The sequence below is a fragment of the Variovorax sp. dw_308 genome (assembly GCF_019207085.1).
Lineage (GTDB): Bacteria > Pseudomonadota > Gammaproteobacteria > Burkholderiales > Burkholderiaceae_C > Variovorax.
In genome coordinates this window covers 535,703-559,599 of record NZ_JAATOM010000002.1, presented here as the reverse complement: position 1 = coordinate 559,599, position 23,897 = coordinate 535,703, and the positions used below count along the sequence as shown (strand labels likewise).

The 23,897-nt window shown below is 65.8% G+C and carries 25 protein-coding genes; 20 read left to right on the top strand and 5 right to left on the bottom strand.

The features are described 5' to 3' along the window. Positions 1-5 precede the first annotated feature (5 nt). The gene (locus tag HCU76_RS05810; RefSeq protein ID WP_218508717.1) at positions 6-1,136 is read left to right on the top strand and encodes an acyl-CoA dehydrogenase family protein; all 1,131 of its coding nucleotides are present in this window, start codon (positions 6-8) and stop codon (positions 1,134-1,136) included. Positions 1,137-1,199: 63 nt separating this feature from the next. On the opposite strand, the gene HCU76_RS05805 is transcribed toward HCU76_RS05810, so the two are convergent. Next, complete coding sequence (locus HCU76_RS05805; protein ID WP_213959674.1) at positions 1,200-2,096, bottom strand: LysR family transcriptional regulator; 897 nt, start codon at positions 2,094-2,096, stop codon at positions 1,200-1,202. 177 nt (positions 2,097-2,273) lie between these two features. On the opposite strand from HCU76_RS05805, the gene HCU76_RS05800 reads away from it, so the two are divergent. The 9 genes from HCU76_RS05800 (at position 2,274) to HCU76_RS05760 (ending at position 10,619) form a co-directional block, all read left to right on the top strand. Then, a complete protein-coding gene (locus HCU76_RS05800; protein WP_218508716.1) occupies positions 2,274-3,242 on the top strand; it encodes an NAD-dependent epimerase/dehydratase family protein in 969 nt (322 codons plus the stop codon). Positions 3,243-3,662: 420 nt separating this feature from the next. Next, positions 3,663-4,646 carry a D-glycerate dehydrogenase gene (locus HCU76_RS05795; protein WP_218508715.1) on the top strand — a complete coding sequence of 328 codons (984 nt, stop codon included), beginning with the start codon at positions 3,663-3,665 and terminating at the stop codon, positions 4,644-4,646. Positions 4,647-4,648: 2 nt separating this feature from the next. Beyond that, positions 4,649-5,476, top strand: coding sequence for a shikimate dehydrogenase (locus tag HCU76_RS05790; RefSeq protein ID WP_218508714.1), 828 nt, complete (start codon positions 4,649-4,651; stop codon positions 5,474-5,476). A 107-nt stretch (positions 5,477-5,583) separates the two neighbouring features. After that, positions 5,584-6,255, top strand: coding sequence for an amino acid ABC transporter permease (locus tag HCU76_RS05785; RefSeq protein ID WP_213959945.1), 672 nt, complete (start codon positions 5,584-5,586; stop codon positions 6,253-6,255). 42 nt (positions 6,256-6,297) lie between these two features. Beyond that, positions 6,298-6,951: an amino acid ABC transporter permease gene (locus HCU76_RS05780; protein WP_218508713.1), complete on the top strand. Its 654-nt coding sequence runs from the start codon at positions 6,298-6,300 to the stop codon at positions 6,949-6,951. A gap of 50 nt (positions 6,952-7,001) precedes the next feature. Then, positions 7,002-7,811, top strand: a complete 810-nt coding sequence (locus tag HCU76_RS05775; RefSeq protein WP_213959943.1) for a transporter substrate-binding domain-containing protein — start codon at positions 7,002-7,004, stop codon at positions 7,809-7,811. A gap of 8 nt (positions 7,812-7,819) precedes the next feature. Next, positions 7,820-8,608, top strand: a complete 789-nt coding sequence (locus HCU76_RS05770; RefSeq protein ID WP_218628413.1) for an amino acid ABC transporter ATP-binding protein — start codon at positions 7,820-7,822, stop codon at positions 8,606-8,608. 5 nt (positions 8,609-8,613) lie between these two features. Continuing rightward, entirely contained in the window at positions 8,614-9,564 is a 951-nt protein-coding gene (locus tag HCU76_RS05765; protein WP_218508712.1) for a sugar kinase, read from the top strand. Further along, complete coding sequence (locus HCU76_RS05760; protein ID WP_371319765.1) at positions 9,561-10,619, top strand: substrate-binding domain-containing protein; 1,059 nt, start codon at positions 9,561-9,563, stop codon at positions 10,617-10,619. Before HCU76_RS05765 ends, HCU76_RS05760 begins: the two co-directional genes overlap by 4 nt. Before the next feature lie 113 nt (positions 10,620-10,732). On the opposite strand, the gene HCU76_RS05755 is transcribed toward HCU76_RS05760, so the two are convergent. After that, positions 10,733-12,157 carry an amidohydrolase gene (locus HCU76_RS05755; protein WP_218508710.1) on the bottom strand — a complete coding sequence of 475 codons (1,425 nt, stop codon included), beginning with the start codon at positions 12,155-12,157 and terminating at the stop codon, positions 10,733-10,735. A gap of 260 nt (positions 12,158-12,417) precedes the next feature. Here HCU76_RS05755 and HCU76_RS05750 point away from each other — a divergent pair, with 260 nt between their 5' ends. After that, positions 12,418-13,413 (top strand): S1/P1 nuclease, encoded by a 996-nt coding sequence (locus HCU76_RS05750; protein WP_218508709.1) that lies wholly within the window; start codon positions 12,418-12,420, stop codon positions 13,411-13,413. A gap of 33 nt (positions 13,414-13,446) precedes the next feature. Here HCU76_RS05750 and HCU76_RS05745 read toward each other — a convergent pair whose 3' ends face one another. Further along, positions 13,447-13,758, bottom strand: a complete 312-nt coding sequence (locus tag HCU76_RS05745; protein ID WP_213954681.1) for a polyhydroxyalkanoic acid system family protein — start codon at positions 13,756-13,758, stop codon at positions 13,447-13,449. A gap of 382 nt (positions 13,759-14,140) precedes the next feature. Between HCU76_RS05745 and HCU76_RS05740 the strand changes: the two genes are divergently transcribed. Next, positions 14,141-15,358 carry an alkane 1-monooxygenase gene (locus HCU76_RS05740; protein WP_218508708.1) on the top strand — a complete coding sequence of 406 codons (1,218 nt, stop codon included), beginning with the start codon at positions 14,141-14,143 and terminating at the stop codon, positions 15,356-15,358. A 7-nt stretch (positions 15,359-15,365) separates the two neighbouring features. Here the strand turns inward: HCU76_RS05740 and HCU76_RS05735 are convergent, their stop codons facing one another. Continuing rightward, on the bottom strand, positions 15,366-16,337 hold the full coding sequence (locus HCU76_RS05735) for a LysR family transcriptional regulator (RefSeq protein WP_213954682.1): 972 nt from the start codon (positions 16,335-16,337) through the stop codon (positions 15,366-15,368). A gap of 74 nt (positions 16,338-16,411) precedes the next feature. Here HCU76_RS05735 and HCU76_RS05730 point away from each other — a divergent pair, with 74 nt between their 5' ends. The 7 genes from HCU76_RS05730 to HCU76_RS05700 all read left to right on the top strand — a co-directional run bounded on the left by HCU76_RS05730 (position 16,412) and on the right by HCU76_RS05700 (position 22,266). Then, a complete protein-coding gene (locus HCU76_RS05730) occupies positions 16,412-16,981 on the top strand; it encodes a GAF domain-containing protein (protein WP_218508707.1) in 570 nt (189 codons plus the stop codon). Between the two features lie 2 nt (positions 16,982-16,983). Next, complete coding sequence (locus HCU76_RS05725; protein ID WP_218508706.1) at positions 16,984-17,391, top strand: VOC family protein; 408 nt, start codon at positions 16,984-16,986, stop codon at positions 17,389-17,391. Then, the gene (locus tag HCU76_RS05720; RefSeq protein WP_218508705.1) at positions 17,388-18,179 is read left to right on the top strand and encodes an alpha/beta fold hydrolase; all 792 of its coding nucleotides are present in this window, start codon (positions 17,388-17,390) and stop codon (positions 18,177-18,179) included. The genes HCU76_RS05725 and HCU76_RS05720 overlap by 4 nt, the downstream gene beginning before the upstream one ends. Then, complete coding sequence (locus HCU76_RS05715) at positions 18,176-18,991, top strand: ABC transporter ATP-binding protein (protein ID WP_256354012.1); 816 nt, start codon at positions 18,176-18,178, stop codon at positions 18,989-18,991. Before HCU76_RS05720 ends, HCU76_RS05715 begins: the two co-directional genes overlap by 4 nt. A 16-nt stretch (positions 18,992-19,007) precedes the next feature. Continuing rightward, positions 19,008-19,895, top strand: coding sequence for an ABC transporter permease (locus tag HCU76_RS05710; RefSeq protein ID WP_218508704.1), 888 nt, complete (start codon positions 19,008-19,010; stop codon positions 19,893-19,895). 87 nt (positions 19,896-19,982) lie between these two features. Further along, positions 19,983-21,080, top strand: a complete 1,098-nt coding sequence (locus tag HCU76_RS05705; RefSeq protein ID WP_218508703.1) for an ABC transporter substrate-binding protein — start codon at positions 19,983-19,985, stop codon at positions 21,078-21,080. 43 nt (positions 21,081-21,123) lie between these two features. Next, a complete protein-coding gene (locus HCU76_RS05700) occupies positions 21,124-22,266 on the top strand; it encodes an FAD-dependent monooxygenase (protein ID WP_218508702.1) in 1,143 nt (380 codons plus the stop codon). Positions 22,267-22,308: 42 nt separating this feature from the next. Here the strand turns inward: HCU76_RS05700 and HCU76_RS05695 are convergent, their stop codons facing one another. Beyond that, positions 22,309-23,109, bottom strand: a complete 801-nt coding sequence (locus HCU76_RS05695; RefSeq protein WP_256354011.1) for a DUF72 domain-containing protein — start codon at positions 23,107-23,109, stop codon at positions 22,309-22,311. A 64-nt stretch (positions 23,110-23,173) separates the two neighbouring features. Here HCU76_RS05695 and HCU76_RS05690 point away from each other — a divergent pair, with 64 nt between their 5' ends. Then, positions 23,174-23,815, top strand: coding sequence for a glutathione S-transferase family protein (locus tag HCU76_RS05690; protein ID WP_218508701.1), 642 nt, complete (start codon positions 23,174-23,176; stop codon positions 23,813-23,815). Positions 23,816-23,897 lie beyond the last annotated feature (82 nt).

The window sequence follows — 23,897 nt, the reverse complement described above, 5'->3', positions numbered from 1 at the left end:
CTGCCATGCTCCTCACATCCGATCACGAGGCGATCCGAGACGCCGTTCGCGAATTCGCGCAAACCGAACTCTGGCCCCACGCGCCGCGCTGGGATCGGGAACACAGCTTTCCGAAGGAGGCGCACGCCGGCTTGGCGGCGCTCGGTGCCTATGGAATCTGTGTGCCCGAGGAGGACGGCGGCGCCGGGCTCGACTACCTCGCGCTCGCCCTGGTGCTGGAAGAAATCGCCGCGGGCGACGGCGGGACCAGCACGGCCATCAGCGTCACCAACTGCCCGGTCAATGCCATCCTCATGCGCTACGGCAATGCGCAGCAGAAGAAGCAGTGGCTGCAGCCGCTGGCGCAGGGGAAGATGCTCGGCGCCTTCTGCCTGACCGAGCCCCAGGCGGGCAGCGATGCTTCGTCGCTGCGCACCACCGCGCGCAAGGACAGCGAGGGCTGGGTGATCGACGGCGTCAAGCAGTTCATCACCAGCGGCAAGAACGGACAGGTCGCGATCGTGATCGCCGTCACCGACAAGGGGGCTGGCAAGCGCGGCATGGGCGCCTTCATCGTGCCGACCGACGCGCCGGGCTACAACGTCGCTCGCCTGGAAGACAAGCTCGGCCAGCATTCGAGCGACACCGCCCAGATCAACTTCGACGGCTGCCGCATTCCCGCCGGGAACCTCATCGGCCAGGAGGGCGAAGGCTACAAGATCGCCCTCGGCGCGCTGGAGGGCGGTCGCATCGGCATCGCCGCACAGAGCGTAGGCATGGCGCGCAGTGCCTTCGACGTGGCGGTCGCCTACGCCAAGGAGCGACACGCGTTCGGCGGCGCCATCTTCGACCAGCAGGCAGTTGGTTTCCGACTGGCCGAATGCGCGACGCAGATCGAAGCGGCGCGCCAGTTGATCTGGCATGCCGCAAGCCTGCGTGATGCGGGCCGCCCCTGCCTCAAGGAAGCGGCAATGGCCAAGCTCTTCGCGAGCGAGATGGCCGAGCGCGTGTGCAGCGCTGCGATCCAGACGCTCGGCGGCTATGGCTATGTGAACGACTTTCCGCTGGAGCGCATCTACCGGGACGTGCGCGTGTGCCAGATCTACGAAGGCACCTCGGATATCCAGAAGCTGCTGATCCAGCGGGCGTTGGCGTAGCGTCGCGCGAACATGGGCCGCGCCTGCTGACCTGATGCCAGGAAGGTCGGGATCGAAAGCTGGTCAGGCGCCTCGCGTGTAGGCGTGGAGCCCGGCGGCAACTGCCGCGTAAGCAACAGCGCAACGCGCGCTTGCCCGCAAGTCTTCGTGCATGGCGACCCAAGTGTCCATCGTCAGCGAAAACTGGCTGCGCAAGACACAAACCAGTTGCTTGTCCCTGGCGGCCAATCTCGACTGGCAGATGCCGATCCCGATGCCTGCGCGAATCGCCCCCAACTGTGCCAGGTCGCTGTCCGCCCGAAACGCGAAGCGTTCCCGCGAGAAGGCCGGGACCTTCTCCTGGAGCCGGCGGATGTAGGCACTCTCATGGTCGAAGCCGATGACCGCGTGACTGGCCAACCCGTCCAGCGACTTGGGCAAGCCCCGGGCTGCGAGGTAGCGCTGATGCGCATGCAGGCCAAGCTCGATTCCACCGACGCGTTTGGCCACCAATGCGTCCTGCACCGGCCGGAAATTGCGCACCGCGATATCTGCCTCGCGATGCAGCAGATCGTCGGCCTGATTGGAAAGCACCAGCTCGATGACGAGTTCAGGGTGCTCGTTGTGCAGGGCCGCGAGAATTGGCGGCAGCACTTCGACGCCGATCACCTCGCTGGCCGTCAGCCGCACCGTGCCGCGAACGCCCGATCCGTGACTGCTGGCCACCCGGCGCAGGGCGGACGCCGTCGCGGCGATGCCGGCCGCATAGGGTCTCAGTTCCCCCGCGGCGTCCGTTGGCGCGAAACCATCGAACGAGCGGGTAAACAGCTTTAGCTCAAGCGCGGCCTCCAGGCTGTCGATGTGTCGACCCACGGTCGGTTGCGTGAGCCCCATTGCCCGGGCTGCCGCGGACAGCGAGCCCGTCTCGAGGACTTGCAGGAAGGTTCGATACCACTCCCAGTTGGGTTCGCTACTGGCCATGGTATTCAATTATGCATAGCTGCTAGCCAGATCTGGGCGATTTTCTTTCTGGGCAGGAATCTGCAAACTGCAGTCACTCGCAGCATTGGATAGCTGCCTGAAAAGTCCTACGGCGAGCGGCTTCATTGGCCACCGCCCTCCGCAAGTTGTCCTTCTGAATCTGAAAGAGAAACCATCATGTCCAAAGTCGCTCTCTTCGGCGCCGCAGGCGTCATCGGGCAAAGCATCGCCACTGAACTCGCCAGCAAGGGGCGCCCTTACCGTGTGGTGGGCCGCAATATCTCGAAGCTTCGCAAGGCCTTCGGCACCGACCCGCTCGCCGAGATCGTTTCCTGGGACCCTGATTCGCCGGCCTCGGTGCGGTCGGCGGCTGCCGGCGTGGACACACTGATCTACATGGTCGGCGTGAACTACTGGCAGTTCGAACTGCACCCGGAGCTCATGCGCAAGACCCTCGACGGCGCGGTGGCCGCTGGAGTCAAGAACATCATCCTGATTGGCACCGTGTATTCCTATGGTCGGCCGAAGACCAACCCGGTGCGGGAAGACCATCCTCGCGAACCGCACACCTTCAAGGGCCGCATGCGGAAGGCCCAGGAGGATCTGCTCATGCAGGCCCACGCCGCCGGCCGCATCCGCGCGACCGTGCTGCGCCTGCCGGACTTCTACGGCCCCGGCGTGGAGGCCAGCCTCTTGCACCGCGCCGCACAGGCGGCAGTGAACGGCGGTACCGCCGATCTGGTCGGGCCCATCGACCGTCCGCACGAGTTCGTGTTCGTGCCGGATGTGGGACCGGTGGTCGCTCGGCTCGTCGACACGCCCGCCGCCTTCGGAAGCATCTGGCATCTTGCGGGCGCCGGCACGACAACCCAGCGCGACCTGGTTGCCGAGATGGGGCGCCAGACCGGCACGAAGTTCAAGCTGCGCGTCGCAGGCAAGACGATGCTGCGCCTCATCGGCCTGTTCAATCCCTTCATGCGGGAGTTGGTCGAGATGAACTACCTGATGACCGATCCGCTGATCATGGATGACTCGGCCCTGCAGCGGCTGATCGGACCGATCCGCAAGACCCCCAATGCGGAAGGCATCCGCCAGACGCTGGCGGCCATTCCGAAGACGCGCGGCCTCGCCGCGGCAACCGCCTGAGAAACCCTACGGGTCAGGGAAGGCCGTTCCGTCAGCGCAAACGTGGCCTTCGAGCCGCGCCTACTCGGACGCTGCCGCGAATTCGACGCGTGCCGCGGGGCCCAATCGCCGCTTGATGCTTTCCACTGCTTCCACGGATCGATCCCCCCACTGATTGGTCAACGCGTAGGTCTCTCCGCCCACGTGGAACAGGCGATCGTCGGCGTGGAAGTTCGCTTCGGGTCGGTGCGGCCCACGGCCGGCATTTCTAGTGCCATAGGGAAATCCCTAGCGTATATCTGAAACCGGTTTCATAGAATCGCTTCTCCCACGAGGGAGGAAAGGCTTCCCAACTTCGACTGCCCAGGGCCGGCGCCTCCCGTTACGGCGGCCCTTCGCCGATCCGTTCGATGCCGCGCTGAATTCCCCAAGGAGAAAAGCATGAGTGAATCACGCAAGAAAGTCGTGGTGTTCAGGAAGCTTCCGGACGATCTGCTGGAACGCATCCTGGCGCAGCACGACGTGACCGTGGCCGACCCGCGCCGCCCCGAGGAACTGCCGCGCTTTCGTGCGGCGCTGCATGACGCGCAGGGTCTGATCGGGTCGAGCTTCAAGATCACGGCCGATGACCTGGCGAGCGCGCCTGCGCTGGAGATCATTTCCAGCATCTCGGTCGGCGTCGACAACTACGACCTGGCGGCCCTGAAGCAGCGAGGCATCGTGCTGTGCCACACGCCGGGCGTGCTGACCGAGACCACGGCCGACACGGTCTTCGCGCTGGTCATGGCGACGTCGCGCCGCCTGGTCGAGCTGTCCACGCTGGTGCGCGAAGGACAGTGGACGCGCAACATCGGCGAGGAGTTGTTCGGCTGGGACGTGCACGGCAAGACCCTCGGCGTGCTCGGCTTCGGGCGCATCGGGCAGGCGGTCGCACGTCGCGCGGCCCTGGGCTTCGGCATGCCGGTGCTGTTCCACGACCCTTTCGAGGTGCCGCTGCCGCCCGAGCTGGCGGGGCGGGCCTCGCGGCTGCCTTTCGAGGAGGTGCTGGCGCGCGCCGACATCGTCGCGCTCACGCTGCCGCTGGCCGACGAAACCCGCGGCCTGATGGACGCCCGTGCGTTTGCACGGATGAAGCAGGGCGCCATCTTCGTCAACGGCTCGCGCGGCGCCATCGTGCAGGAAGCGGCATTGCTCGACGCGCTCGACAGCGGCCAGTTGCGTGCGGCGGGCCTCGATGTGTTCGCGGTCGAACCCCTGCCGCAGCACTCTCGGCTGCGCACGCATCCGAAGGTGACGCCGCTGCCGCACATCGGCTCCGCGACGCACGAGACGCGCCGCGCCATGGCCGAGCTTGCCACCGACAATCTCCTGAAGGTCCTGGCCGGGCAGAAGCCGGTTGCCGCATTCGATCTTTCCAAGGTGTAGCCATGCCCAGTTCCATCCCCACGCTGTGCGGCTCGCTTGCGGGCCAGCCCTTCACCTTCAACGTCAAGGTCCACAACGCCGCGTACCGCGAACTGGGCCTGGACTACACCTTCGTGTGCTTCGGCATCGACGATGCGGCCGGCGGCGTACAGGCCATGCGCACGCTCGGCATCCGCGGACTCAACGTCACGATGCCGCACAAGCAGGCGGTGATTCCCCACCTGGATGCGCTGGACGACACGGCACGCGAGATCGGCGCCGTCAACACCATCGACAACCGCGACGGCTTCCTCACGGGCTACAACACCGACTGCATCGGGGCCGTGCGCGCCATCGAGGAAGCCAGCCCGCTGGAACGCCGGCGCGTCGCGTTGCTGGGCGCCGGCGGTGCGGCACGCGCCATCGCATGGGGCATGCGGCGCGCCGGTGCGCAGGTCACGCTGTTCAATCGCACGGCCGAGCGGGGCGAAGCCATTGCGCGTGAATTCGGGATCGCGTTCGCGGGTGCGCCGTCGCTGTTCGAGGCCTCGGATTTCGACGGCGTGGTCAATGCCACGGCGGCGGGTTATCGCGCGCCGGATGTCAGCCCGCTGGCGCCCGGCCAGCTGGCGCAGCACCTCTTCGTCATGGACGCCGCGTTCATCCCCGTCGAGACCAAGCTCATCCGCGACGCGCGCGCCGCAGGCTGCCGCGCCGTGAACGGCACCCGCATGCTGCTGCACCAGTTCTGCGGCCAGGTCGAGCTCTACACCGGCAAGCCGGCGCCGTTCGATGTCATGAGCACCGCGCTGCTCGACGAAATCGCACGCACGCAGGAATCCCCGGTCTGATTCCGCGTGCAGTGCGGCACCGCGGGAAATCCCCAATGTTGCACTGAAACCGGTTTCATACAATCACGCCATCGCCCTTGGATTTCACCGACACGGAGACACTTCAAGTGAACTACCAGTTTCAGTTCGACGCCGTTCTGGCAGCCTGGCCGCTGCTGCTCAAGGGCACCTGGATCACCGTCCAGCTCTCGCTCGTCGCCACGCTTCTGGGCCTGGTGGTGGCTGTCTTCTGCGCCTGGGGCAAGACCTCGGGGCCCAAGTGGCTGCGCTTCGTGATCAATGCCTACATCGAGGTGATCCGCAACACGCCCTTCCTGGTGCAGCTGTTCTTTTTCTTTTTCGCGCTGCCGTCCATCGGCCTGCGCTGGTCGCCCTACACGGCCGCGTTGACGGCCATGGTGGTCAACCTGGGCGCCTACGCGGCAGAGATCGTCCGTGCCGGCATCGAGTCGATCCCGAAGGGGCAGATCGAAGCCGGACGCGCACTCAACCTCAAGGGCTGGGAGATCTTCCGCTTCATCATCATCAAGCCGGCACTGAAGGCGATCTATCCCGCGCTCACCAGCCAGTTCATCCTGCTGATGCTGAGTTCGGCGGTGGTGTCGGTGATCTCCGCCGATGACCTGACCTCGGTGGCAGCCAACCTGCAGTCGCAGACCTTCCGGAGCTTCGAGATCTACATCGTCGTCGCAGGGATCTACCTGGCGCTTGCGATCAGCTTTTCGGCCCTGTTCAAGCTGATCTACAGCAACACGCTCAACTATCCGGACCGGCGCTGAACGCGTAGCACACGCCCCCAACGCCAAGCGGAGACAAACACCATGCGTACCTTCGGCTATTCCGAATTCCTCTTCATCCTCGAAGCCGCCAAGTGGACGCTGGCGCTGTCGCTGATCGCCTTCATCGGCGGTGCCATCCTGGGCCTGGTGATCGCGCTGGCGCGCACCTCGGAAAACCGGGCCGCGCAACTGCTGGCCACCGGCTTCATCCAGATCTTCCAGGGCACGCCGTTGCTGCTGCAACTCTTCCTGATTTTCTTCGGCGCACCGGTGATCGGCATCGAGATCAATCCGTGGGTCGCCGCCGGCGCGGCGCTGATCCTCAACAGCGCGGCATTCCTGGGCGAGATCTGGCGCGGCTGCATCCAGTCCATCCCGCGCGGCCAGGTCGAGGCGGCACTGGCGCTCAACCTGAACTACACGGCCCGCATGCGCGACGTGGTGCTGCCCCAGGCCCTCAAGATCGCGCTCGCGCCCACGGTGGGCTACGTGGTGCAGATCATCAAGGGCACCTCGCTCGCGGCCATCATCGGCTTCACCGAGATCACGCGTGCCGGCCAGATCATCAACAACGCAACCTTCCAGCCGGTGGAGGTGTTCGGCACCGTGGCCGTGCTGTACTTCGTCATCTGCTGGCCGCTTTCGCTGCTGGCGGCGCACATGGAGCGCAGGCGCGCCGTCGCCCTGGCTCGCTGATCCGCTGATCCATTGACAGTTTTTCCCGCACAACCCAAGGAGACATTCGCATGATCAAGACCACCCGCTACATGACCCGCCGCACCGCGGCCATCGGACTCGCCGCCGCCGCGCTCACCGTGCTCGCGCCCTTCGCCTCGGCCCAGAGCGTGGCCGACATCAAGAAGAAGGGGGAGCTCACCGTCGGCATGCTGGTGGACTTCCCGCCGTACGGCACGACCAACGCGCAGAACCAGCCCGACGGCTACGACGCCGACGTGGCCCGCCTCCTGGCCAAGGACCTGGGCGTCAAGGCCAACATCGTCCCGGTGACCGGACCCAACCGCATCCCGTTCCTGCTGACCAACAAGGTCGACGTGCTGGTGGCTTCGCTAGCGATCACCCCCGAGCGTGCCAAGCAGGTGGATTTCTCGGTGCCGTATGCCGCCGCCACCATCGTGCTGTATGGCGTACAGAAGGTCGAGATCAAGTCGCCCGCCGACCTCAAGGGCAAGCGCGTCGGTGTGGCTCGCGCCAGCACGCAGGACATCGCGCTCACGGCGGTCGCTCCCGAGGGCACCGAGGTGCGGCGCTTCGACGACGACGCCTCGGCCATGCAGGCGTTGATGTCGGGCCAGGTCGATGCCATCGGTTGCTCGACCACCGTGGCCGGCCAGATTGCCAAGCGCGCGCCGGCCAACACCTACGAGCAGAAGCTGGTCCTGCGCCAGCAGGTGATGGGCGTCGCGATGCGCCCCGGCCAGGCCGAACTCAAGAAGACGCTGGACGATTTTGTCGCCCGCAACAAGGCCAACGGGGAACTCAACAAGCTCTACCAGAAGTGGCTCGGAACCGATTTCCCGGCCATGCCCAACTCCTGAGGAAGGTCATGGAAGAAGTCAACGTGCAGTTGCCCGGCCACGCGCTGGGCGAGCCCATCATCAAGCTCGAAGGCGTGAACAAGTTCTACGGGCAGTTCCAGGTGCTGACGGGCATCGACCTGTCGGTGCGCGCCGGCGAACGCATCGTGGTCTGCGGGCCTTCGGGCTCGGGCAAGTCGACGTTGATCCGCTGCATCAACCGTCTCGAAGTCGTGCAGCAGGGCAGGATCGTGGTCGACGGCATCGACCTCACGGCCGGCGGCAAGAACGTCGATGCGGTGCGCGCCGAGGTCGGCATGGTGTTCCAGCAGTTCAACCTGTTTCCGCACCTCACCATCCTGCAGAACTGCACGCTGGCGCCGATGCGTTCGCGCGGCATGTCGAAGGAGCAGGCCGAGGACATCGCGATGAAGTACCTCAAGCGCGTGCGCATTCCCGAGCAGGCCAACAAGTATCCGAGCCAGCTGTCCGGTGGGCAGCAGCAGCGCGTGGCCATTGCGCGTGCGCTGTGCATGAGCCCGAAGATCATGCTGTTCGACGAGCCCACCTCGGCGCTCGATCCGGAGATGGTCAAGGAAGTGCTCGACACCATGATCGGCCTGGCGGAAGATGGCATGACCATGCTGTGCGTCACGCACGAGATGGGCTTCGCGCGCAGCGTCGCCGACCGCGTGATCTTCATGGCCGATGGCCGCATCGTGGAGCAGGGGCCGCCGCAGGAGTTCTTCGGCCATCCGAAGCACGAGAAGCTGCGCCAGTTCCTCGGGCAGATCCTCAGTTCACATCAAGCCCATTGACCAAGATGAGCGACACCGCTTTCGACGTAGCACTGTTCGGCGAGGCCATGCTGCTGCTGGTGGCCGACAAGCCCGGCCCGATCGAGGACGCCACCGGCTTCCACAAGCGCACTGCCGGCGCGGAGACGAACGTCGCCATCGGCCTCGCGCGGCTCGGCCTCAAGGTGGGCTGGGCCAGCCGCCTGGGCACCGACTCGATGGGCCGCTCGCTCATCGCCAGCATGAAGGGGGAGGGCATCGACTGCTCGCACGTCATCTGCGATCCGGCGCAGCGCACCGGCTTCCAGTTCAAGGGCCGCGTGACCGACGGCAGCGACCCGCCGGTCGAATACCACCGCAAGGGTTCGGCCGCCAGCCAGATGGGACCGGCCGACGTCGATGAGTCCTGGCTGCGCTCGGCGCGCCACCTGCATGCCACGGGCGTGTTCCCGGCGATCTCCGAGACCAGCCTGCAGGCGGCCATCAAGACCATGGACGTGATGCGCGGCGCGGGCCGCACGATCTCCTTCGACACCAACCTGCGCCCCACGCTGTGGAAGTCGACCGAGGTGATGCGCCACTGGATCAATCACCTCGCCTCGCTCGCCGACTGGGTGCTGCCTGGCATCGAGGAAGGCCTGCTGCTGACGGGCCACGACACGGCCGAGGGCATCGCGCGCTTCTACCGCGACAGGGGCGCAAAGCTCGTGGTGGTGAAGCTCGGCGCCGCGGGAGCCTATTTCGACAGCCATGCCGAAGGTACCGGTTATGTCGACGGCTATCCGGTGAAGAAGGTCGTGGATACCGTCGGTGCCGGCGATGGCTTTGCGGCCGGCGTGGTCAGCGCCTTGCTCGAAGGCCGCAGCGTGCCGGATGCAGTGCGCCGTGGCGCCTGGATCGGCGCGCGCGCTGTGCAAGTCCTTGGCGACACCGAAGGCCTGCCGACGCGCGAAGAACTACAGCAGGGCGGATTTTGAGATCAGCTGCTTCTCATGACAGCTTGCAGGCTCGACGCCCCACCATTGCGGCCGTCGCGGCGTCTGCCGGCGTATCCAAGGCCACTGTCTCGCGATATTTCAATCACGAGAAGCTGCTCACGCCCGACATCGCAGCGCGCGTCAAGAAGGCGATCGCCGAACTCGACTACGCGCCCAGCCCGATGGCCCAGGCGCTCAGCCGTGGTCGTTCGCGATTGATCGGCCTGATCGTGGCGGACATCACCAATCCGTATTCCGTCGCGGTCTTGAGAGGCGCGGAAAAGGCGTGCCAGGAAGCCGGCTACCTGGTCATGCTTTTCAATCTGGGGAATGCGGTCGGACGCGAGCGCGAAGCCATCGATGCGCTGGCGGGCTACCAGGTCGACGGCTTCATCCTGAACACGCTGGGCCGCGGGGCTGGCGTCGTGGAAGCGCTCGAGCGCAGCGGCAAGCCTGCCGTGCTGGTGGATCGGCGACACAGCGGCATGACGGCCGATTTCGTGGCCCTGGACAGCGCCGACGCGATGGAGACCGCCTGCAAGCACCTCATCGGGAATGGCTACCGTGAACTCATGTACGTCACCGAGCCGAAGAAGGGCGTGAGCAGTCGGCGCGAGCGTGCGACTGCATTCAACAAATGCATTGCTTCGCAAGCCGGGCTGGTGGCAGGTCAGGTGTTCGAGTATTCGGAGGAAGACGGCCAGTTGCTGGAAGACGCGATACGTGCACTTCTTCTCCGCGCGAAAAGCGCGAAGGATGGTCGACGCGCTGCCGTCATCTCCGGCAACGCCGTGGTCACGCTGCGCATTGCAAGCATTGCGGCGCAGTGCCATTGGAGGTTCGGCGCCGACGTGGGATTTCTGGGTTTTGACGATCCCGAGTGGGCACCCCTCATCGGCCCCGGACTGAGCGCCATTGCCCAGCCGACCGATGCGATCGGGCGGGCGGCGGCCACCTGCCTGATCGATCGGTTGCATGGTGAGCAAGCGGCACCGAGGCAGATCCTCTTGCCGGGACAACTGGTGATACGAGGATCGTCCGATAGACGTGGGTGAGGAGCCTGCTACGCCGGGCTCCAAACCCCGTTTCCTGCTGCAAAGATCCCGGCGCGCAACTCATATGAGAAGGGCAATGCAAAGGTTTGCGACGGGGCTGCAAAGCAAGGCCGTCATGCGGCCTTCGGGACTGCGCCGTGGACGAGCTTGCCCTTGTGAAATACGGCATTGCGGACGGGTAGACGGGCAACCGCTTCAGCCGAGCAACTCGCAGGCAGAAGATTGAAGCTCGCCTCGTCCCCGGCTTTCGGCCAGGCCTGCTCACCTTTTTCGTTGAGCGGCGTGACGAAGCCGGTCGCATAGCCCAGCGTGCGGCTGATCTCGTACTCCGTGCTGGCGTACTGGAGTCGGGCGATCTCCTGCGCCTTCTGCAGGATGTCGCAATTGCCAAACGAGTTCCACCAGTCCATGACGCTGTCGGTGCCGCAGATCACCTTGACGCCCGCCTCGTGCAGTTCGCGCAGCGGCATGGCGCTCCTGCCCAACGGAACCGCGCTGGCCAGGGTGACGTCCAGCGCCTTCATGCGGGCTGCGATGTCCTTGAGTTCGTCCCTGGAGAGCTCGGCCAGGGAATAGGCGTGGCTGAAGGTCACGTTGCCTTGCAGCTGTTTGTTCTTCTCCACGTGATCCATGATGCGATTGAAAGCGGGCAGGGCGGTTGCGCGCGGCTCATGGATATGGATGTCGATGCCGACGTTGAAATCGATCGCGAGTTGTACCGTCGTATCAACCGACTTCTCCATCGCGTGATCGAAGGAGGTAGGGTCGACCCCGCCGACATAGCTGACACCGCCCGACCTCAGCGCCTCGCGCATCAAGCCTGTGCTGTCGGAGGCCAGCAGGCCGTGTTGCGGAAAGATGATGATCCTCGAATCAAGCGTGCCTTTGAAACGCTCGAGCGACGCCTTGAGATGTTCGAGATTGCCCAGCTTGCTGACGGGATCGACATTGCAATGGCTGCGGCACACCGTCGTGCCTTGCGAGTGCATGAGACGGACCATGGCAGCCGTACGCTCTTCGGCCATCGGGAGAAGCCTGGGCAGGAGTTCGTGCTCCTGGGCGACGCGATCTGCCCGGCCATGCTGCGTGGGAAGTGTTGCTTCCCACGGGCCGCCGTAGAAGGTCTTGTCCAGGTGGATGTGCATGTCACGAAAGGTCGGCAGCATCAACTGCCCTTGCGCGTCATAGACCGCGGCGTCTGGAGGCACAGCCGACTTCGCATCCAGGATTTCGGCAACCGCGCCACTGGCGATGCGCAACGTCTTCAGTTCGGTCCTGGTATGCGTGAGGACCGGCGTATCGAGCCAGGCCTTTTTCTCCTCGACAAAGCCGGTCTCGAGACGGACGTTGGTGAGGTAATAGGCGCTCGGCAGGGCCTGCACGCTGGAGACTGGCGTGGTGACCGTGTTCACGTCGATCAGCGATGCCGCGGTTGCGCTTCCGGCGTGCCCCATCAGGCTGGCCCCAAGGGCCAGACCTCCGGCGCCGACGCCGCCCATGAAGCCGCGACGCGAAAGCCCTGACGGTGGAATGTCCATATTCGAGTCCTTGATGGAACTGCCGAAATACGTTGATTGGCCGGGTCGACACATGATAGGTGCGGATCTGCGCGATGTCTCCGGGTCCGCCGACCCGCAGGGCCTGGCAACGAGCGGTCATGCTGCCATCGCCGAGCGTCAACGCATCGGTTGCGGCGTACGTCAAAGCCTGGGGTGTGATTCCTCCTCCCGTGTGGGGTCGCCTCAAGAGGTTGAAGCGACTAGCGTCGAGGGTTGCCACTCATCTCAAGGAGAGTTCCATGTCAGCAAGACTATGCGCCCTGGCTTTCGCTTGCACCGTCGCGTGCGGAAGCACGTTCGCCTACGGACCCAATGGCCACATGGAAGTCGGCGCGATCGCCGACGCGATGATCGCGGGAACGCCAACCGCCACGCAGGTCCGCAAGATCCTGGGGAGCACCCTGCGCACCGCCTCGGTCTGGGCCGATTGCGCCAAGGGCGTGAGTCCCACGACCTTCAAGTATGGCGGCGAGGGCCGGTACGCCGAATGCGCCATCTATGAGAACGCGGCCAGCGAGCGGCAGATGGAAGCCTTCGTACGCCGCAATGTGGGCAACTGCACCTCGCGATTCAACAACACCGAGCCCTGCCACAAGCAGTACCACTACACCGACGTCGCGGTGCAACGCGTGGCCTACGAGAAGGGGAAGGTCGGAACCACCGACCAGGACGTCGTCTCGGCCATTGCCGCGACCATCGCCGTGCTCCAGGGCAAGCCGTGTCCACCACCGTTCGACATCACGAGCAAGAAGGAGGCATTGCGCCTGCTGTCTCACTACGTCGGCGACATCCATCAGCCGCTGCACGTGGTCGCCGTCTACGTGGATGCCACCGGAAAGGTGGTGGACCCGGACGAAGACCCCTTTGACGCGGACACCGAAACACACGGTGGCAACGACCTGCTCATCGGCTCAAAGAAACTCCACGGCGAATGGGACACGGTGGCATCGAGCCTTGCGTCGCAGCCGCCATCGGCGGCCCTGATGACGCTTGCGCGCGCGGTGCCCGTGACGGCGGGAGACATGTCGGGCTGGTCGACAGCATGGGCGACCGAAACGCTCACCGATGGGAAAGTCGCGTTCGACGGCGTCACCTACGCCGCCGCGGATGCCCATCATCACCACGGCGTCACGCTGCCTGCCGGCTACTCAAAGCTGAAGACGGATGTCCAGCGCAAGGAGATTGCCAGGGCGGGTGCGCGCCTCGCACAGGTCCTGACCGCGATCTGGCACTGAACACGATTGCGCTGCTCTGCGCTGCAAAATCCGCTACTTCCTTGTCAGTAGTAGTTGGCCCATTTTCTGAAGCCTGTCTCTGAGTCCGCCGGCGATGACGTAGAGCACACCGGGCAACTCGATTTCCATCGTGACTGTGGCGTCGAGGACCTGAATTGCGCCCGAAATGGTCTGCCCCAGCGCGGCGACGCTGAAGATGAGCCGGTCACCGTCCCAGCGCTCGCTGCGGGCCCCGCTGCTGCCGGGCAACAGGTGGATGATCTTCGCGAAACCGCCCTCGATGCGACGTCGCGCCTCGGCGCGGCCGAGCTGATGTGGAATGCTGATGACGATGGGCGTTGCCATGCGCATAGGGTGCAGCGAATCGACGCACGGGGCAAGGGCCTGCAGGGCGGCGTGGCCCCCGGGTGCGCGAGACGGTGCACCGATCGGGCGGTGCGGTTCCGATGAGGCAAGAAAAGTCCCCGGGGCGTGCGCCCCGAGGACCAAGTCCACCAACGTGAGGGTGGAGGAGACATCTGAATGCACCGCAATGGTGGATGACGGATCGCCATTTCGCCAGTGCATCGATACACGCAACTTGCGTGCCGCACTCGCGTGGCGTGAAGTGCGCGTGTACGAGCGGGAAGCCGCGGCGGTGGTCAAGGCTTCGGCGAGCCGAAGGCAAAGGATTGCCCTGCCGCGCGCTTGGGCGAAGAATGTCGAAGTTCCTCCGAGGTGCCCCAGCATGACGAAGCTGTATCTTTCCGTCGGTCCCGATCACCAGCGCGTCGAGTACCGCGACAGGAAGCGCTGGTGGTGGCTGTTGTCCGTGGTCTACCCGCTGTTGCCGTTCACCGGCATCGCGTTGCACGCCGCCACTGGCCACGAGATCGCCCTGGGCCTGCCGTTGCTGATCAGCTACGGCCTGATGCCGCTTCTGGACCTGCTGATCGGGGAGGACCAGAACAATCCACCCGAAGCCGTCGTGCCGCAGCTCGAGCTGGAGCGCTACTACCGCTGGCTCACCTGGCTCACGGTGCCGCTGCATTTCGTCGCGCTCATCGGCTGCGCCTGGTGGGTGGGAACGCACGACCTGTCGTGGTGGGCGGTGCTGATGCTCGCCTACGTGGCAGGCACCGACTCGGGGCTGGGCATCAACACGGGGCACGAACTCGGGCACAAGAACACCGCGATCGAGCAATGGCTGGCGCGCCTCGTCCTCGCGGTGCCGGCCTACGGGCACTTCACCGTCGAGCACGGACGCGGGCACCATCGCTCGGTATCGACGCCCGAGGACCACGCGAGCGCGCGCATGGGCGAGAGCATCTATCGATTCGCCTGCCGGGAACTGCCGGGTGGCATCCGCCGCGCATGGTCGCTGGAGGCCGAGCGCCTTGCCCAGCAGCGCAGGTCGGTCTGGAGCGTGCACAACACCATGCTGCAGAGCTATGCCGTGACGGCGGTATTGCAGGTCTCGCTGATCGTCGCTTTCGGATGGGTGATGGTGCCCTTCCTGGCTGTGCACAACATAGTGGCGTGGTGGCAGCTCACGTCGGCGAACTATGTCGAGCACTACGGGCTGCTGCGCGAGCGACTGCCGAATGGCAAGTACGAAACGCCGAAGCCGCACCACTCGTGGAACACCAACCACCTGGTCACCAACCTTGCGCTGTTTCACCTGCAGCGGCACTCGGACCATCACGCGTATCCATTGCGCCGCTACCAGTCGCTGCGGCACTTCGAGGACCTTCCGCAACTGCCGAGCGGCTACTTCGGCATGTTCCCGCTCTCGTATGTTCCCGCGCTGTGGTTCCGCGTCATGGACCCGCGGCTGCTGGCGCTGCCGCATGTGAATGGCAACTTGGCGCGCGTGAACATCGACCCGGATCCGGAACGCCGCGCGAGGCTTGTGGCGAGGTACGCCGGCGGTGCCGAAGCGAGCGGGGGCAGCTTGCAGGCTTGATCCGCATTCACGCCGTCGTGCGCTGCATGCCCCGCGCGGTTTCGGTCACGGCCGCCCTGAGCGAGCGCACGGTCGGGTGCGCCTCCAGTTCCTTCAGCGTGAAGAAGCTCACCGGCGGCAGGTTCCAGCTCAGTCGGTAGGGCAGGGCCGCGCAGTGGCCCCCGCGCGCCATCTCGGCCACCACGTCGCGGGCCAGGATCGAGACCGCGTTCGTTTCGGTCCGCAGCACCATCTCGATGCTGCGGATCGACGTGGTTTCCAGCATCGGCAGCGGCGGCTGCACGCCCGCGCCCACGAAGATCGCGTTGTAGGTTCGGCGCATGGGCGTGTTGGGCGGCGGCAGGATCCAGTCGAGCTGGGCCAGCCGTGCCCAGTCCAGCGCTCCGCGGGACAGCCGCTTGACGCTGGTCGCGCACACCACGAGGCAGGGCTCCTGCTGGTGGATGGCCTCCTGCACCACTTCGCTTGCATCGCCGTCGTAGGAGCGGCCGATCGCACAGTCGAGTTCTCGCGCGACGAGGCCGGCGACGAGTTCGTCGGTCGTTCCTTCGCGCGTCATGACGGCCATGCGCGGCGTGCGGTTCAGCAGATGGTTGAGTGCCGCGGACAGCAGTTGTTGCGGCACCTGCGGCGTCAGGCCCAGGCGCAGGCGCCCGCCGTGGCCGGCTTCCAGCGAGGTGAGGACGCGCGTGGTGGCCTCCAGGTCGGCCAGCCATCGATGGGCGTAGCGCAACACGGCCTCGCCCGCAGGCGTAGGGACCAGGCCTCGGCTGGTGCGCTCGAACAGCTTGCTGCCGAAGATGTCTTCCGCTTCGCGCAGTGCCTTGGTGATGGCCGGTTGGCTCAGCCGCATCTCGGCCGCCACGCGACCCAGCGTGCGGTGGCGATCGATGGCTTGCAGCAATGAAAGCTGGCGCATCTTCAGGCGCGACAGCAGCGCGTGTTGCAGGTCGGTGGCGGGGTCCCGGATGTTCGGCATGGTCATAACTCGTAGGTTATCGGGCCATCAGAATTTAGTGCACTTTGGTGAATTGATGGGCCTAGACTTTCTTCATGCCCAACGCCACCGCATCCCCCATCACAGACCACCTGGTCCCACTGCTCGACGCGCTCCCGGAGGCGCAAGGGATCGACGCCGCCCTGCGCCTGATCGATGCTTGCCGCCGTCAGATTGCCGGCGACAGCATCTTCAGCATCCAGCAGAACGTGACCACGGCGCACGACCCGATCGACGAGATCCGGCTGAGCCGCTTCTATTCATCCGAAGCGGAGTGCTTCCCGGTCAAAGGCACCAAGCGCAAGACGCTCACGCCGTGGACCGAATGCCTGTTCGTGCACGGCCGCGTGTTCGTCGCAGAGGGCGCCCAGGCGCTGCCGCTTCATTTCGATGACTTCGAGGAGATGCATGCGCTGGGGCTGCAGAGCGTGATCAACGTGCCGCTGCTGCAAGGCCCGCTCTGCTACGCCACCTTCAACGTCTTCGGCACCCGCGCCCACTGGCTGCCGCACGAGGTCCTGGGTATCCGCCTGCTGGCGCTGGCTGCGGCGCGCTGGGTGCCGGTCGCACCCGGCCTGGCGCAACGTTTCGCCGGCGCGTCGCTCGGCAGCCTCGTGGAGGTTTGACCATGCCCGTCACCGCACTGCACCATTTCACGATCCGCTGCACGCCGGAAGAACTGCCGCCGCTGCTCGACTTCTACACGCGCGTGCTGCGCCTGCAGGTCGGCGCGCGGCCGGACATTCCCGCGCCCGGCGCCTGGCTCTATGCGGAAGGCCAACCGATCGTGCACCTGTATGCGCATCTGTCGATGCCGGATGCGGCGGTGCGGCCCGTCACCGGCCACCTGGACCACATCTCGTTCCGCGCGCAGGGCCTGAAGGAAATGCGCGAGCACCTTGCCGCGGCCGGCGTGCCCTTTGCAGAGGCGCCGATTCCCGGATGGGCCATCCAGCAGCTGTTCCTGCACGACCCGCGCGGACTGAAGATCGAGATGACCTTCTGGCAAGACATGGAAGAGGAGGGCGCGGCATGACCGACTTCATCCAGGCGGGCGAGGTACGCACCGCATTCGAGCGCGACGGCGAAGGCCCGCCGCTCGTGTTGATGCATGGCGCGGAGGCCTCGCGCAGCATGTTCGCCGCGCTGGTGCCGCATCTGTCGAAGCACTTCACGGTGATCGCGTACGACCAGCGCGAGTGCGGCGACACCGAGGCGCCCGAGCGCGCGGCCACGCTGGCGGACCTCGCGAACGACGCGCAGCAGTTCATCAAGGCGCTGGGCTTCAGGCGGGCGCATGTGTTCGGCTCGTCGTTCGGCGGACGCGTGGCACAGGCGCTGGCGCTGCTGCATCCGCAGGCCATCGATCGCCTCGTGCTCGGAAGCACCTGGCCGCTGCCGCGCCCCTACGAGGAACTGTGCCCGGATGCACGCCGCCTGGGCGCACTGCGCAGCGGGTTGCCGGGCTCCGCACAAGAGCTGGCGACGTGGTTCTTCCCCGAAGCATTTCTCGCGCAACGGCCGGAACTGCGGCGCATCTTCGCCAACGCGAGGCCCGCGTCGACACGTTCCGCTCGGCGGGCCGCAACCGTGGCCAGTACCCTGGACCAAGGCGTGGCCGACATCGTCGCGCCCACCCTGGTGCTGGCCGGCGAACTCGATCGCGTGGTGCCGCCGTCGGTGACGCTCGCGATGGCAGGCCGCATCCGTGGCGCGGACGCCGTCCTGCTGCCAGGCATCGGCCACGTCACGGCGATGCAGGCGCCGGAAGTCATTGCCCAACACATGGTCCGTTTCCTGAACCCCAAAGGAGTCAAGGCATGAACACAACCCTGCCCGCGGCCGCGCCCGCAATGAAGCGCGGCCGGCCCGACTACATCCGCATCGAGGGGCTGTCCAAGAACTTCGGCAACGGCAACGACGGCGTGCTCGCGCTCAAGCAGATCGACTGCACCATCGAGCAGGGCAGCTTCGTCACCATCGTCGGACCCAGCGGCTGCGGCAAGAGCACGCTGCTGCGCATCCTGGCCGGCCTGCTCGACTACAGCGTCGGCAAGGTGGTGCTCGACGGCCAGCCGATCCATGGCACGCGGCGCGACGTGGGCGTGGTGTTCCAGAGCTCGATCCTGCTGCCGTGGCGCACGATCCTGGAGAACGTGATGCTGCCGGCCGAAGTGCTCGGCCTCGACAGGAAGCAGGCGCGCGAACGTGCCATGCAACTGTTGCACATGGTCCGCCTCGAAGGCTTCGAGCACAAGCTTCCGCGCCAGTTGAGCGGCGGCATGCAGCAGCGCGCCTCCATCGCGCGGGCGCTGCTGCACGACCCGAAGATGCTGCTGATGGACGAGCCCTTCGGCGCCCTCGACGCCATGACGCGCGAGCGCATGAACATCGAGTTGCAGCGCATCTGGATGGAGAGCGGCAAGACCGTGGTGCTGATCACGCACTCCATTCCCGAGGCCGTGTTCCTCGGCGACAAGGTCTTCGTGATGTCGCCGCGTCCGGGCACGCTGGAACGCGTCCTGCCCATCGACTTGCCACGCCCGCGAACGATGGAAGTGATGTCGCACCCGACTTTCGCCGCGGCGTCCGCTTCGATCCGCGAGCGCTTTTCGCATGCCGTTTCATTCGACTGAAGAAGAAGGTGCTGCCATGACCACTGCCACGATGAACACCGAATCCGCCCCGCAGCCCGACGTCGTCACCACGAAGCGGGCACAGGCGCCGCAGCCACGCCGCGGGAATCCGCTTGCTTCCACACGCGTGCAGTCGATCCTGCTGCTGATCGCGCTGCTCGGCACGTGGGAAGGGGTGGTGCGCCTCTTCAAGGTGCCCCAGCATCTGGTGCCGCCGGTGAGCGACATCGCGGTGGCGCTATGGCGCGGTCTCGCAACAGGACCGATGGCGAAGGACGGCTTCTGGTACCACGGCGGCGTGACGCTCGCCGAGATCCTGCTGGGCTTCGCGATCGGCAGCGGCGTGGGCCTGGCCATCGGCATCCTGGTGTCGCAGATGCCGAAGGTGGAAGCACTGGTGGAACCCTACGTGGCCGCGTTGCAGAGCGTGCCCAAGGTGGCGGTGGCGCCGATCATCGTGGTGTGGCTCGGCTTCGGCATCAGCTCCAAGGTGGTGATCATCTGCATGCTGACCTTCTTCCCGGTGCTGGTGACCAGCATCGCAGGCTTCAAGGCGGTGGACCCCGACCGCATCGACTTGCTGCGCTCCCTGTCGGCCACGCGCTGGCAGATCTTTCGCAAGGCCAAGTTCCCGAGTGCGCTGCCGTATGTCTTTGCCGGCCTGAACATGGCCGCCGCCTTCAGCGTGGTGGGTGCGGTGGTGGGCGAGTTCGTCGGTGCGCAGGCGGGGCTTGGAGTCCTGATCCTGCAGATGGAAGCGCAGGCCGACACCGGCGGCAGCTTTGCAGTGTGCGTGGTGCTCTCGGTGATCGGCGTCGCGCTGACCAGCCTGTTGCGGCGCGTGCAGGCGCGGGTGCTGCACTGGATGCCGGCCGATACCTCCCAGCGCACGGTCAATGCCTGAATCCGCCCTTGGTGCGGCGGGCGCATCCAGCTGCACGACTCACATTTTTTTGAACGCGGCCGGTCCGGTACCGGCAAGGAGTGAACCATGTTGACACGTCGTGATTTCGCATTGGGCCTGGGCGGCCTGGGACTCGTGGGCGGCTTGCCGGCCCTGGCGCAGAACCTGCGCATCATGAAGGTCGCAAACACCGCGGCGGTCAACGACCCGCAGCAATGCTTCGTCACCGCAGGCCAGTCGCCGAAGCTGAACTTCTACAAGTCCGGCGGCGTGGACGTGGAGTACGTCAACATGTCGAGCATGACGCAGGCGCTGCAAAGCCTGCGCGCCGGCCACGTGGAGTTTGGCCCGGCCGTCCCCGGCATCCTGGTGCCGGCGATGGTCAAGGACCCGACGCTCGACCTGGTGAGCGTCTACAAGTGGCTGCCGCGCAATGCCAACGTGATCGTGGTGAAGCCGGACAGCCCGATCAAGACGGCTGCCGACCTGGCCGGCAAGCGCATCGGCGTGCGCAGCCAGGGCGACACGGGCATCGTGATAACCAAGACCATGCTGGCCGAGCTGGGCCTGAAGGACGACAAGTGCGAGTACATCGCCATCGGTGACGGCGCGCCGGCGGGCGCGGCGATCGACAACGACCGGGTCGATGCGATGGTGGCTTTCGACACGGCGGCCGCGCGCATCGAACTTGTCGGCACCAAGCTGCGCTACGTGCCGCTCACGCCCAAGTTTGCGCAGCTCGGCTCCGGCTGGATGTGCGTGCCCCGCAAGCTGCTGAAGGACGAGCGCAAGAACCTGGTGGCGCTGTTCCGCGGCATCGCCAAGTCCACCATCTTCTCGAACGCCAACCTCGACGCCGGCATCGACCTGCACTGGGCTGTGTACCCCGAGAGCAAGCCCAAGGGTCGCACCGAAGACGAGGCGCGCAAGGAACTGGCCTTCATCCTGAAAGACCGCAAGAACAGCTGGATGCGCCGCCCCGACGACCCCGACCAGCGCATGGGCGCATCGTCGCTGGTCGAATGGCAGGCCAACATCGCGATGGCCGCCGAGAGCAGCAAGAACCCGAAGCTGGCCGAAGAGCTGGGCGACCCCAACCGGCTGTTCTCCAACGAGTTGATCGATGAGGTCAACGCCTTCGACAAGCAGGCGGTGGTGGAGATGGCGAAGTCGTTCAAGCTGTAGGCGAACAGAATCTTTTTCACGCGCAACACTCAGGAGCAGCCCCATGGACGTCCTCATTTCCGGAGCCAGCATGGCCGGCCTCTCGGCCGCCTGTTGGTTTGCCCATCTCGGTCACCGGGTGACAGTGATCGAGCGTGCCGATGGCCTGCGTCCCGGCGGTGCGCCGATCGACGTGCGTGGACGCGCGCTCGGCACGGCAAGGCGCATGGGCATCCTCCAGCAGATCGATGACCAGAAGGTCGTGATTGCAGGCCCGGCGCCGGTGCTCGATGCCACCGGAACACAGGTCGCGACGCTGGATCTGCGCTGGTTCGCCAACGAGACCGACGAGGACATCGAGATCTCGCGCGACCGCCTCAACCGCATCCTGCTCGGCGTGATACCGGAGGATGTCGAGTTTCGTTTCAAGGCGTCCATCGCATCGATGGTCGATGGTGCGGATGGCGTGGCGGTCACTTTCCTGGACGGCGCGCAAGGCCGCTACGACCTCGTGGTCGGCGCCGACGGCCTCCACTCCAATGTGCGCAAGCTCGCCTTCGGGCCCGAGAAGAACTACGTCCGGCACTTCGGCTACTACGTCGCCCTCGTCGATCTCCCGAACGATCGCCCATGGCAACGAGGCATGCTCAACGTCCCGGGCCTGACCATCGCCGTGCGCGATGCGGGTGACGGTCCGCAAGCGCTCATGCTGTGCGCCAGTCCGGAGATCGACTACGACTACCGTGACGTGGCCAGTCATCGCAGGATCGTCGATGGCTTCCTGTCGCGGGTCGACGCCTGGCAGGTGCGCGAGATCCGCTCGGCCTTCACCGACCCCGCCGCCAAGGGCTTCTACTTCGACTCGGTGAGCCAGACCCACATGCCCAGCTGGATCCACGGCAACGTGGCGGTCATCGGCGATGCGGGCCACTGCGCGGCGCTGCTGTCTGGCATGGGCACCACCTTGGCAATGGTGGCCGCGGAAACGCTTGCGAGCACCTGGACCGACTGCGGCGGCGACATGGGCGCTGCCGCGCCCATCTATCACGAGCGCCTGCGTCCCTACGTCGAGCAGTGCCAGGCCTTCGCGCACGAGGGCGGACCGATCATGGTGCCCATGACGCAGGAAGCGCTCGACCAGCGCAACGCCAAGTTTCGGGCGTGTGCCGAGGAGTTCGCGGGGCGCTTCGAGCCGGCTCGCGCTTGAGGGTTGGGCACTGCGAGCGGCTCTTCCCGGCAGGTCGTCGCGCTAGCCTGGTGCTTTGGGCATCCTGGCGAGCATCGCGTCGAGCCGCAGCGCGTCGCCCACTGCCTGGCCGGCCGCCGTGTTGTCGAAGATGCACCAGCAGTGCCTGGCGTCCGCGGCCGCCGTCGACAGCCGCGGCGCGAGCAGGCCGAGCAACGCATCCTCGTAACGCGACCAGTACATGCGCGGCGATCCGTGCAGCCGCAAGTAGACGGTCTCGGGCCATCCGCCTGGTGCCGCTCCCGCGTCATGGCGCACCGGGTCGGCGAGCACGCGGCCGAAGCGCCAGCTCGCGAGCAATGCATCGACTTCCGGCGTGAACCAGCTGACATGACGCGGCTCGATCGCTACCGGTCCTGCGTAGCGTCGGCGCAGCGCGGTGGCGAAGCGGCCCGCCACGCGTGCGTCAAAGGCCAGGCTCGGTGGGAGCTGGACCAGCAGGCAGCGCAGTCGCTCTCCAAGGCCCTGGACCTGATCCCGGAACGTGTCGAACACCTGCATCGCACGAACCAGCCGCAGTTCGTGCGTGATGGCCTGCGGAAGCTTGACGCTGAAGGCAAAGTCGGGCGGCGTGCTCGCGGCCCAGCGCTCGTAGGTCTGCCGCCGATGCGGCCGGTAGAAGGAGCTGTTGATCTCCACGGCATGAAACCGGGTGGCATAGCGGGCGAGATGCGAGGAGCCCTCGCCGAACGCGTCCGCAAAGTCCCGTGGCACATTCCAGCCCGCGCAACCGAGATGGATGCCGTGACCATGCGGTGTTTCCATGGCGCGGCCATCCTTGTCTGCCTGGTGGTGAGTTTGCATGCTGAAGTCCCTTTTGCGCCGTCACGCACCTGCGATGATCGAGCGTCTATTTCAAGGAAGCAAAGTGCTCATAGTCCACCATCTCGGCAAGTCGCAATCGGAGCGCATCGTATGGCTCTGCGAGGAGCTCGGCCTGACGTACGAACTCAAGCACTATGTGCGGGATCCGGTCACCTCCCTGGCGCCGCCGGAACTCGTGGCGTTGCACCCGCTGGGCACGGCGCCCGTGATCAGCGACGGGGAGCTTCTGCTTGCGGAGTCCGGCGCCATCATGGAATACATCATCGCGAAGTACGGGGGTGGCCGGCTGGTGCTCGGACCGGACCATCCGGACTTCGTCGACTACATCTTCTGGTGGCACTACGCCAACGGGAATTTCCAGCCGAACATGGGCCGCAACATGTTCGTCCGGAGACTGCAACTGCCGTCCGACAATCCCATCGCAGCGCGCCTGAACAGCCGGCTTGTCAGCGCCTTCGCGCTGATCGAGGGCCGGCTCGGCGATGTACCGTTCCTGGCCGGCAAGGACTTCACCGCCGCGGACATCATGACCGTCTTCTCGTTGACGACGATGCGCTACTTCATGCCCTTCGAGCTCACGCCGTATCCGAACATCCTGGCTTACCTGCAGCGCATCGCAGGGCGCGAGGCCTACCAGCGCGCGATGCAGAAGGGCGACCCAGGCATGCCGCTCCTGCTTGCCTGATCGCGCCATCGTCCTCCGTCAGCTCGAGAGGATCTCGCCGAGCCAGCCCTGGCACTCCCGGGGGAGCCGAATGCCGCGCTCG